Source organism: Acinetobacter sp. YH12138 (assembly GCF_015218525.1).
GTDB lineage: Bacteria > Pseudomonadota > Gammaproteobacteria > Pseudomonadales > Moraxellaceae > Acinetobacter > Acinetobacter amyesii.
Genome location: NZ_CP048670.1, coordinates 663,496 through 675,334, shown reverse-complemented (window position 1 = coordinate 675,334; position 11,839 = coordinate 663,496). Strand labels below are relative to the sequence as shown.

The window sequence follows — 11,839 nt, the reverse complement described above, 5'->3', positions numbered from 1 at the left end:
TTAGAAGGCTTTGGTCACACTTAATCCTGCACTCCAATTCAAACCATCTGCGGGTTCAAAGAAGCGTCCGTTTCCATCATTGACGATCACTGAACCGACATAGTTCTCATCAAACAAATTATCTGCACGTACATAGGTTTTGACTTTCCAATCTGCTTGTTTCCACACATAACCTGCGTTGGCAGAAACCACGGTATAGCTCGACGCGGCATCACTGTTGGCATCATCGACATAGACTTTATCCATATAGCGAACATCTAGGCCGGCATTAAAGCCAATATCTGGCTGCCAATTCAGTGCGGCAAACGCTTGGTTTTTGGCGATACCCGGTATATAAGTGCCTTTGACGACATCACTGTCAGGAATTGCGGCATCAAAAGTGGCATCGATATAACTGTAGCTTGCTTGCGCGCTTAAATCTCGCCATAGCTGTTTATTCCACGAAAGCTCAACACCTTCACGTAAGGTTTTATCGGCATTTTTATAGGTTGCACGACCATTGATACTTCCTGCAGAGACGATGTCATCTTGGGTTTTACTTTGGAACACTGCTGCAGTGAAATTCCCCCATGCATTTTGTGATTTAAGCCCAAGCTCGTAGTTATCGCTACTGGCCGGTTTTAAATCAAAATTCATGCCGTCATCTTTAGAATAGGCCATTTCTGTAAAGGTCGGTGTTTCAAAACCTTTGGCATAACTGACATAGGCATTCAGTTGAGGTGCAATATTCCAGCTTAACGCTGCTGAAGGTAAAACTTTGTCATAGTCAGTTTTACCGCTGTCGTCACCATTGTCTTTATCTGCTGCATATACTGCTTGCTGCTGATAATGATCTTTAGACTCATAGTGTACATTGCTATATCGTAGCCCTGTATCTAAAGTCCAATTGGGTAATAAATTCCATGAGGCTTGTACATAGGGATCTAAATTCCACAAGCTATTATTTTCATCACGGCGTAGATCACCTTTCACGCCATAATTGTCATTGGCATCAAAATTTTCATAACCCTTACGGTCTTCATCCATATAGTCAAAGGCTAGGCCTGCAGTAAAACGCGTATTCGGCAAGAGGTCTTTGCCTGTCCAGCGAATATCTGCTCCATAATAGTCACGGCTAAAATCAATCACACCGCCTGCATGGCGAGGGTTTCTTTGACTTGTTGATGATATTGGATTTCCATCTTCATCTAAGCCTAAATTGATTGAATACTCACCTTTAGGAATCGATTGATACTGGGTTACATCACGTTGCCCCATATATACCATTGCATTAAGTTCATGCTGATCATTCAATGGTTTTTTCCATGTTAAGCCCGTTTGAGTTTGGTTAATTTCTTTACGTACATCAAACTGCTTTAAAAATGCTACTTGCTGTTTCGGATTTTGACGCAATTTCTCCCGAGTCAACCCTTGTGGATCATCGGCATTGATATCCACATGATTCACAATCCAATTGACCTTGGAACCATCATCCAGATCCCAAGTCAGTTTTGCATTGCTAAGTACCTTATTTGCGGCACTATGATCACGGTACCCATCGGTTTCAAAATAAGAAGAACTGACAACATAGCTAGGTTCATTGGCCTGTTCTGAGCCACCTTGCAGCACAATATCAGCACGGCTTTTATTATGACTGCCGCCCGAATAGCCGAGTTCGATCGAGTCTTTTCCAGTACCTTGCTTGGTTGTTGTTAAGATTGCCCCACCCGAAGAGTTGCCATATAAAGAAGAAAATGGCCCGCCCAATACCTCGATATGATTTAAGCTACTCATATCGATGTTTGACGTCTGTCCTTGCCCATCCGGCATAGTCGCAGGGATTCCATCAACATATAAACGGATACCACGCACACCAAATGTTGAACGTGCGCCAAAGCCTCGCATAGACAGTTGCAAGTCTTGTGCATAGTTTTCACGGTTATTCAGTTGTAGTCCGGGCACACCTTTTAAGGTTTCAGACAGATTGACGCCCGTATTGTTATTATTTTCAGCCTGCTGTACACGGTATACCGATGCAGGTGTTTTTAACCACGTGGTATTGGTTCGTGGTGCTTCAATGGTAATCTCAGGAAGTAAAACAGGTTCCGTAGAACCTGTTTCTGCATACAGCTGTTGGCTAATACATGCCGTCAGGCAAAGTAAATGTGTCTTAAATGATGTGACGTTAAATTTACTTTGCATAGAGCACCTATTTTGACATTAGAAGATTACCTTAGAGCTTAAACCAATTAGGAAAGCATCATCAACTCGATTTGTTGAGCCTGGGTTAATCACATATTGTAAACTAGGGCGAATCATCAACCATTTCGTCGGGTTATGGCTATAGTTCAACTCGACATTATATTCTGCACTTGCATCAAATTTCTCAGCAGAAAGTCGATCATTGACATGCACACGGTTCACGCCCAAGCCGACCATATCGTTAGGTAAACGATCGGCCAATCCAATGTATTTCAAACCCAACTGCTGTGAGTTATCAACTTTTGTGGTGACACGATCATGCCAAGTAAAATTGGCAAAGCTATGCAAACCACGTTTGCCTTCACCTGTAGACGTTAACTGTTGCTCAATCGCTACCCAACCACCAAAGGTACGATCTTCAGCTTCACCCGAAATAATGTCTTTTTGATTTTTTACATTATCTGCAGTGTTGTACATCGCACCAAAGCGGTAGCTGCCCGGTAAGCCATTGACCAATGATTTTGGTGTCCAAACCAATTCTACGGGAATGGTTACGCCATCAGCATGATCTGTATCTAGACTCCAACCTTGACCTTCTGCTTTGGCATTACCATTGTCAGGGTTAAATTCATAAACACCGACTTGTGCCGCAAGTTCTGGTGTCGCTTGGTATTTCACACGTCCACCCCATTGTGAAACTGGGGTATTCATCCACATAGAACCTTGCCATTTACCCATTTGTGCAGCACAAAAGGCATTGCTGGCAAAATCACACGCCATCACGTTAAAGTCCATACCGACACCAAGACGACCGGCTTTAACACTAATACCTTGTTCTTTAAAATTCTTTTCAATCGATAATTCAGTTAAGCGACTGTCCTGATTACCACGACCAAAATTGGCTTGTGCATTTGCCAATTGAGGAACATCTCCTTGCAAATCACGAACTGAGGTACTTTGACCTTGACGTGCAGTCATTACAGCACGCACAGTCACGCCATCCCAACCTGCGAGTTTTTCCATATCAAGCTGTGTACCTAACCACAATTGGCTGGCTACCGTTGCTGAATGTCCCGGATTACGACCGCCATCGGCAAGATAGGCAGCATCAGCAGCAATATTGGCCTCAAACTTCACACCTTGTTGTGCAAGTTCGGTACGTTTACCATCCCAATCCCCGAGCATGTACTGACCTTTAGTGTCGAATGCTTCTGCGGCGTGAACATGTGTCATGGCTGCTGCAACAAATGCAGGTAGAAGAGCTAGACTGTATTTTTTCATGGTAAAACCTAAATCTGGAGAGAGTCTCTAGACAAGCCACAAGGCTTGAAATCTAATGTCACAAAAATTACATAATTTTTCACGTTCTATCTCAGCATTATTTTTATCATTCACAAAACTTTAATTTATCAATAAATGATTTTAAATAAATCTATTGTTATGCAATATTTTTAGTTATTATTTTTCAATATCTTATATTTTTGAAAATTAAATTTTAAAATTCTGATCGCTTATTCAAACTCACCATCGTGACTTATTGGTTTACTATTCTCACAATTAATAATCAATAGCCTGTTCAAACATCCCCTCAGACCGCGATGAAACTTGCATTCTGTTGGGCTAGACCCAATAGTATGCATAACTTGAATGACCCATTGCTTCGACCTTTATGCCTGAATTACCAGAAGTAGAAACCACTAAAACCAGTTTATTGCCATTATTGAATGAAAAGGTTCTCAAAGTTGAGGTTTTTCAGTCGAGCCTGCGTTGGCCTATTCCTGACGACATTCAAAAACTCGTCGGACAAAAGCTGCTTCAGCTCAGCCGTCGATCAAAATACATTTTGGCTGAATTTGAACAAGACAGCATGCTATGGCATTTAGGCATGTCTGGCAGTTTTCGGATTTGTGAAGGTCATGAAGCATTACGAAAGCATGATCATCTGGTGATTCATTTTGAAGATATGCAATTACGCTATCATGATCCACGGCGTTTTGGCTGTATTTTGTGGTTAGATGCATGGTCTCAAAGCAAACTGATTGACACGCTTGGCCCTGAACCGCTGAGTGATGCGTTTAATGCTGAATACTTATTCCAAAAATTTAAAAATAAGCAGACCGGTATCAAAGTGTCGATCATGGACAATCATATCGTGGTCGGTGTCGGCAATATTTATGCAACGGAAAGCCTATTTAACCTCGGCATACACCCTGCACAGCCAGCATCAAGTTTGAGTTTTGAACAAGTTGAGAAAATGGTCATCGAAATCAAACGCATTTTAAAACAGGCGATTGATTTAGGCGGTTCAACTTTACGCGATTACAGCAATGCGATGGGCGAAAATGGTTATTTCCAACAAACCCTACTCGCCTACGGACGCGCAGGTGAAATGTGCATCAACTGTGAAACCACATTGCAAAATATCAAACTGGGACAGCGTGCTTCGGTGTTTTGCCCTGAGTGCCAACCTTTAAAAAAGGTTAAAATGCTGACTAAGAAAACCCTAAAAGGAAATAAAGCATGAAGTCTGCGATTGTTCGCCACATCTTAGTCAAAGATAAAGAACTATGTGAGCAACTAAAAAAGAAAATCAAAGGCGGTGCGGACTTTGCCAGAATTGCAAAGCAGCATTCGACATGCCCTTCGGGTAAAAAAGGCGGCGAGCTTGGCGACATTAAAAAAGGCCAGTTGGTTGGCCCAATTGATAAAGCAGTATTTACCCTACCCGAACGTGAACTGCATGGCCCGATCAAAAGCCAGTTTGGCTGGCATTTGTTAGAAATTAAGTTTCGGATGGATTTTTAATCTCCTAAATCCCTCCTTTGAAAAGAAGGAATTCCCCTCCCTTTTTAAAAGGAAGGGCGGAAGGGATTCAATAAAAAACGGCACTTCAAAGTGCCGTTTTGAATGCTAAAGGATTAACCTTTACGTTTTAATTCATCACGAATTTCACGAAGTAATTCGATATCTTCTGGAGTCGCCTCTGGAGCTGGCTCTTCAACTTTTTGACGGCGCAATTTGTTCATCAATTTCACTAACCAGAATACGACCCATGCCAAAAGCAAGAAGTTGATTAAGATAGTTAAGAAGTTACCGTAAGCCAAAACATTAAGGCCTGCATCCTGTGCTGCTTTTAGCGTGGTTAAATTGTTTGGGTTATCGCCCAATACTAAGAACCAATTTGAATAATCAACGTCACCACCAAGGATCCAAGAAATAAAAGGCATGATAATGTCTTTTACCATGGAATCGATGATTTTACCGAAAGCACCACCAATGATGACACCGACAGCCAAGTCCATCACGTTGCCTTTTACGGCAAATTCTCTAAATTCTTGAATAATACTCATGTGATCTCCAGAAATTTTTTCAGCTTTAATTTTGTGACGAAGTATACATTATATCTGTATAACTATTTCCACCTAATTTACTTGGTTTATATTAGATTCTAAATACCATGTATAAAAATTCACACAAAACATTTTTGATTTTGGTAATACATTCTATTAAAAAGGATTTATCAAAATTATGCATGTCGAATTAAATGAATAAAGTCATTCAATTTTTGCATTTTTATTCAAAAACACCCATGCATAAAAAAACCGCTAACCTAAGTCAGCGGTTTTTTTTAAACTGTAAAATTAACCGTTACGGTTACGTTTACGTTCGTTTTCAGTCAACCAGCGTTTACGGATACGGATTGACTTAGGTGTTACTTCAACTAATTCGTCGTCTTCAATGAATTCAAGCGCTTGTTCAAGCGTAAATTCAATGTGCGGAACAAGAGTCAACGCATCATCAGTACCAGAAGCACGTACGTTAGTTAGCTGTTTCGCTTTAGTTGGGTTAACAGTCATGTCGTCTGAACGTGAGTTAATACCAACGATCATACCTTCATAAACTTCTAACTGAGGTTTAGCAAATAGACGGCCACGGTCTTGTAAGCTGAACAATGCATAGCCCAAGCAAGTACCTTGAACCATAGAAATCAACACACCGTTTTGACGTTTCGCAACAGTACCTTGTTTCATTGGACCGTAGTGCGAGAAGCTTGAAGTCATGATACCTGTACCTGAAGTCATTGTTAAGAATTCAGAACGGAAACCAATCAAACCACGTGAAGGAACAGTTGCTTCAATACGGATACGACCTTTACCGTCAACTTCCATATTGGTCATTTCACCTTTACGGTGACCCATTTGTTCCATTACAGCGCCTTGGTGCTGCTCTTCAACGTCAAACGTTACGTTTTCGTATGGCTCTTGTTTTTCACCATCAATTTCTTTGATGATTACTTGTGGACGTGATACGCCCATTTCGAAGCCTTCACGACGCATGTTTTCAATAAGAACTGAAAGGTGAAGCTCACCACGACCAGATACTTTGAAACGGTCAGGACTGTCAGTATCTTCAACACGTAATGCTACGTTGTGAATCAATTCGCGATCTAGACGTTCACGGATATTACGTGAAGTTACGAATTTACCTTCTTTACCAGCAAACGGTGAGTTGTTTACTTGGAAAGTCATCGATACTGTAGGTTCGTCTACAGAAAGTGCAGGTAAAGCTTCAACTGCTTTTGGATCACAGATTGTGTCAGAGATATGAAGTTCATCAATACCCGTTACACAAACGATGTCACCAGCAGAAGCTGATTCAACATCGATACGCTCTAAACCATGGTAACCCATGATTTTTAAGATACGACCGTTACGTGTTTTACCGTCTTTGTCGATTACAGTTACAGGAGTGTTTAATTTCACTGAACCACGTTGAATACGACCAACACCGATAACACCTACGAAGCTGTTATAGTCAAGTGAAGACACTTGCATTTGGAATGGACCGTCAACGTCAACCGCTGGTGGTTCAACGATGTCTACAATTGTTTCGAACAATGGAGTCATGTCTTCAGCAAGTTCTTCTGGAGATGGACCAGCCACACCACGAAGGCCTGAAGCATATACAACTGGGAAGTCTAACTGTTCGTCAGAACCACCAAGGTTGTCGAACAAATCGAATACTTGGTCAATTACCCAGTCTGGACGAGCGTTTGGCTTGTCGACTTTGTTAATAATTACGATTGGTTTCAAACCACGTGCGAACGCTTTTTGCGTTACGAAACGAGTTTGTGGCATTGGGCCTTCTTGAGAATCAACAAGAAGAAGTACGCAGTCAACCATTGACATTACACGTTCTACTTCACCACCGAAGTCGGCGTGTCCCGGGGTATCCACGATATTGATACGGTATTCAGTGTTAGTACGCTTGTCTAACCATTTGATTGCAGTGTTTTTTGCAAGAATGGTAATACCACGTTCACTTTCAATAGCGCCAGAATCCATTACACGTTCGATCTCGCCTGCGCGATCGCCAAGAGCACCTGATTGCTGTAAAAGTTTGTCTACAAGAGTAGTTTTACCATGGTCGACGTGCGCGATGATGGCAATGTTACGGAGAGTTTTAATATCTGACATGTGAATTCGATACGCCTAAAGTTTGAGGGCAAATTATACAGAAAAAATATAGATTTTAGTAGTGACAGTTTATTGACAATCGCATTTTTTTTGACGACTGGTACGCTTTTGGTTTTGTAAAGCTGTGTAAACAGATTAGAATAGCGCCACCTAGCCTTAATTTTCAGTGCCGCATGTCTGATTTAAACCAATCTCCCGAAGCAAAAGATCAACTCGATTTAGTCTATGGATTGAATGATCGACCAAAACCTTTTATTGCTTTTCTCGCTGCGTTCCAACATTTATTGGCCATTATTGTCCCAATTGTGACGCCGGGTCTGCTGATCTGTTTGGCACTTGGTGTGTCAAAAGAAGACACCAATATGATTCTGTCGATGTCATTGGTGATCTCTGGTATCGCAACCTTTTTACAATGTAAAAAAGTCGGTCCATTTGGTGCAGGTCTCCTGATTGTACAAGGAACCAGCTTTAACTTTATTGGTCCTATTATCGGTATTGGTTCTGCAATGGTTGCGGCAGGCACACCTGTAGAAGCAGTTATGGCATCTATCTTTGGTGTGGTGATCGCGGGTTCATTCATTGAAATGGGTGTATCACGAATCTTACCGTGGGTGAAAAAACTGATTACACCACTGGTTACAGGTATTGTGGTACTACTTATTGGCTTAACCTTAATCAAAGAAGGTTTAATTTCAATGGGTGGTGGTTATCAGGCGATGGGCGATAAAACCTTTGCCAATGCAGACAACCTCATCATGTCATGTACCGTTTTGGCACTGATCATTTTATTGAACCGTGTGCGTATTACATGGGTAAAAAGTTCTGCCATCCTAATTGCCTTAGTCGTGGGTTACATCCTTGCAGGCTTTATGGGTCATTTAAACTTTGATGGTTTAAAAGATGCGCCACTGGTTCAAATTCCAACACCGATGCACTTTGGCTTAAGCTTCTCGTGGAGCTTGTTTATTCCAATGGCATTTATCTACCTTGTGACATCTTTAGAAGCGATTGGCGATATTACCGCGACTTCTAAACTTTCAAATCAAGCTGTAGATGGTCCTGAATGGATGAAGCGTATCAAAGGTGGTGTATTGGTGAATGGTGCAAACTCATTCCTTGCCGGTATCTTTAACACATTCCCAAGTTCTGTATTTGCGCAAAACAACGGTGTTATTCAGTTAACAGGTGTTGCAAGCCGCTATGTAGGCATTTGGATTGCTGCCCTATTGGTTATTTTAGGCTTACTTCCTGCTGTAGCAGGTGTCATTCAGGCAGTTCCACAAGCCGTGCTTGGTGGTGCTGTAATGGTCATGTTTGGTGCTGTTGCTGCCTCGGGTATTAATATCTTGTCAGGCATTCATTTAGACCGCCGCGCACTATTAATCATTGCGATTTCATTGGCATTGGGTCTAGGTGTTGCACAAGTACCACAAATCCTTGAACATCTTCCTGAATTGTTCCGTAATATCTTCAGTTCAGGCGTTGCCACTGGTGGTATCGCTGCCCTTATTTTGAATATTGTTCTTCCTGAAGTGAAGAAGTAAGTTCATTTGTCAAAGAACACTGCCTAGGTTCCGCCCTAGGCAGTGTTTTTTATGATGGAGAAATCTATGGATCTCACAAGTGAAGTCGTTATACGACAGATCGATTTATTACAAGATCGCGTGCTTTTCGTAAATGCACCGACAGATGACTTACTCAGTCAATTGAATGACAATATTAAGCCATCAATTTGGTGCTGGAATTTTAATGATTTTCAGTACTTTCAAAATCAACAGTCAAACGTCCATTTTGGTGTCGATTTTCCTGAAGGTCAGTTTGATCAAGCGGTTATTTTTGTTCCGAAATCAAAAGAACTGCTAAATTATTTATTACACAATGTCGCAAGTCATCTTGCTCAAGGTGCGTCTATTTTCCTCGTGGGTGAGAAAAAAGGCGGTGTTGAACGCGCTGCAAAACAATTACAGCCCTTTGGTAAAACCCTAAAAATTGATAGCGCGCGTCACTGTCAAATGTGGCAAACCCTATTGGAAAAAACTGTCACACTGAAGCCACTGCAAGATTGGGTGCAAAAATATCCAGTTGAGACCCCAAATGGTGAGCTTACGATTTGCGCACTGCCTGGCGTATTTAGCCAGAACCGTTTAGATGTGGGTACGGCTACCTTATTGCCTTATTTATCACAAGTCACTTCGGGCAAAATTGCTGATTTTGGCTGTGGTGCGGGTGTCATCAGTGCTTATTTAGCCAAACTGAATCCTAAAAATCGTATCTTTGCCATGGATGTAGATGCCTTTGCACTAGCGTCTACACAAATGACATTTGAACAAAATTTGCTTGAACCTGAACAACTTGAGATTAAAGCGGTCACAGGAATCGAGGATGCTCCCTTATTTTTACATGCCATAGTCAGCAATCCACCCTTCCATCAAGGGATTCAAACCGACTACAATGCCAGTGAAAATCTATGCAAAACTTCGCGCAGACATTTGAAGTCTGGGGGTGAGCTTTGGATTGTTGCCAACCGATTCCTCAATTATCCGACTTTAATTGAGCAACATTATGGTCAATGTACAATCAAAGCCGACCAACAAGGGTTTAAAGTCTTGTTTGCGAGCACGCAAAAAAATCTTAAGGAACAATGATGAGCGAAATTCAAAAACCAGCTCAGCTTCAGCGTAAGTTGGGTGCTCGCCATCTCAACATGATTGCAATTGGTGGATCAATTGGTACAGGTTTATTCCTTGCCTCTGGTGCAACCATTGCCAATGCAGGCCCGGGTGGCGCCCTGCTCGCATACTGCTTAATTGGTATCATGATTTACTTCTTGATGACCAGTTTAGGTGAGCTTGCAACACATAACCCAACTTCGGGTGCATTCTTTACCTACGGCACAAAGTATGTCGAGGGTGGTTTCGGCTTCGCTTTGGGTTGGAACTATTGGTATAACTGGGCAATTACCGTTGCATTTGAATTGGTTGCAGTCCAATTCATTATGAAATTCTGGTTTCCAGATATTCCGGGCTTCTACTGGAGTGCGATTTTCCTCGCAATCGTCTTTGCCATTAATGCACTGACCGTAAAAGGCTTCGGTGAATCCGAATTCTTCTTCTCGCTTGTTAAAGTGCTCGCAATTGTTGCCTTTATCATTATCGGCCTGTTTATGATTGGCAAAATCATGCTGACACCGGGCGTAGAAACATTTGCCAATTGGACCAAGGGTGAAGCCCCATTTGTCGGCGGTTTATCTGCCTTGATTGGTGTGGCCATGATTGCCGGTTTCTCTTTCCAAGGGACTGAAATGGTTGGTGTGGCTGCAGGTGAATCGAAAGATCCTGAAAAGACCATTCCTATTGCCATCAAGCAAATTTTCTGGCGTATCTTGTTGTTTTATATCGTGTGTATTTTCATTATCGGCACTCTCATTGCCTATGATGACCCACGTTTATTACAAGCGGCATCTACTGAAAATATTGCACTATCACCATTTACCTTACTGTATGAAAAAGCAGGTTTTGCTTTTGCTGCATCGGTGATGAATGCAGTGATCTTGACTGCGATTTTATCAGCAGGTAACTCTGGTATGTACTCCTCTACTCGTATGCTCTTTGATATGGCACGTAAAGGCAGTGCGCCGAAAGTCTTTGGTCGCTTAGATGCACGTGGCGTACCGATGAATGCGCTTTATGCAACAACGGCGATTGCGGCACTGTGCTTCTTAACCACTTTTATCGGTGAACAAGCGGTCTTTAATTGGTTACTGAACATGTCAGGTATGTGTGGCTTTATTGTGTGGCTCGGTATTGCAGTTTCACATTATCGCTTCCGTAAAGGCTACTTGGCTCAAGGCAATAAATTGGAAGATCTTGCTTACCGTGCAAAATTCTTCCCATTTGCACCTTGGTTTGCCTTTATTTTGTGTGCCATCGTGGTCCTTGGTCAGAACTATCAAGCCGTTTTAGATGGTGAGTGGTTAGCCGTTGTTTCTACCTATATTGGTATTTTCTTATTCCTTGCCATTTGGTTCGGTTATAAGTGGAAACACAAAACTAAGTTGGTTTCATATCAAGAAATGGATGTAAAACCAATGAAAGTTGATCAAGAATAATGTGATCACTGAATAAAAATAAGCAGCCTAAGGGCTGCTTTTTTATGGCTAAGATTGTATCTCAATACATTCA

9 protein-coding genes are annotated in these 11,839 nt (G+C 41.8%); 5 read left to right on the top strand and 4 right to left on the bottom strand.

What is annotated here, in order from left to right; genetic code table 11:
- Together G0029_RS03170 and G0029_RS03165 are read right to left on the bottom strand one after the other, a co-directional pair.
- Entirely contained in the window at positions 1 to 2,181 is a 2,181-nt protein-coding gene (locus tag G0029_RS03170; protein WP_180109754.1) for a TonB-dependent receptor, read from the bottom strand.
- An 18-nt stretch (positions 2,182 to 2,199) separates the two neighbouring features.
- On the bottom strand, positions 2,200 to 3,462 hold the full coding sequence (locus tag G0029_RS03165) for a carbohydrate porin (RefSeq protein ID WP_180109753.1): 1,263 nt from the start codon (positions 3,460 to 3,462) through the stop codon (positions 2,200 to 2,202).
- A 388-nt stretch (positions 3,463 to 3,850) separates the two neighbouring features.
- Between G0029_RS03165 and mutM the strand changes: the two genes are divergently transcribed.
- On the top strand, positions 3,851 to 4,705 hold the full coding sequence (gene mutM, locus G0029_RS03160) for a bifunctional DNA-formamidopyrimidine glycosylase/DNA-(apurinic or apyrimidinic site) lyase (protein WP_180109752.1): 855 nt from the start codon (positions 3,851 to 3,853) through the stop codon (positions 4,703 to 4,705).
- Positions 4,702 to 4,986, top strand: coding sequence for a peptidylprolyl isomerase (locus G0029_RS03155; protein WP_180109751.1), 285 nt, complete (start codon positions 4,702 to 4,704; stop codon positions 4,984 to 4,986). Before mutM ends, G0029_RS03155 begins: the two co-directional genes overlap by 4 nt.
- Positions 4,987 to 5,099: 113 nt before the next feature.
- Here the strand turns inward: G0029_RS03155 and mscL are convergent, their stop codons facing one another.
- Entirely contained in the window at positions 5,100 to 5,531 is a 432-nt protein-coding gene (gene mscL, locus G0029_RS03150) for a large conductance mechanosensitive channel protein MscL (RefSeq protein WP_078192339.1), read from the bottom strand.
- 291 nt (positions 5,532 to 5,822) lie between these two features.
- Positions 5,823 to 7,658, bottom strand: coding sequence for a translational GTPase TypA (typA, locus tag G0029_RS03145; RefSeq protein WP_111884800.1), 1,836 nt, complete (start codon positions 7,656 to 7,658; stop codon positions 5,823 to 5,825).
- A 173-nt stretch (positions 7,659 to 7,831) separates the two neighbouring features.
- Here typA and G0029_RS03140 point away from each other — a divergent pair, with 173 nt between their 5' ends.
- From G0029_RS03140 to G0029_RS03130, 3 genes are all read left to right on the top strand, one after another.
- Complete coding sequence (locus tag G0029_RS03140; protein WP_078191151.1) at positions 7,832 to 9,202, top strand: uracil-xanthine permease family protein; 1,371 nt, start codon at positions 7,832 to 7,834, stop codon at positions 9,200 to 9,202.
- A gap of 66 nt (positions 9,203 to 9,268) precedes the next feature.
- Entirely contained in the window at positions 9,269 to 10,303 is a 1,035-nt protein-coding gene (locus tag G0029_RS03135) for a methyltransferase (protein WP_078192341.1), read from the top strand.
- Complete coding sequence (locus tag G0029_RS03130; protein WP_180107278.1) at positions 10,303 to 11,766, top strand: amino acid permease; 1,464 nt, start codon at positions 10,303 to 10,305, stop codon at positions 11,764 to 11,766. Before G0029_RS03135 ends, G0029_RS03130 begins: the two co-directional genes overlap by 1 nt.
- Positions 11,767 to 11,839 lie beyond the last annotated feature (73 nt).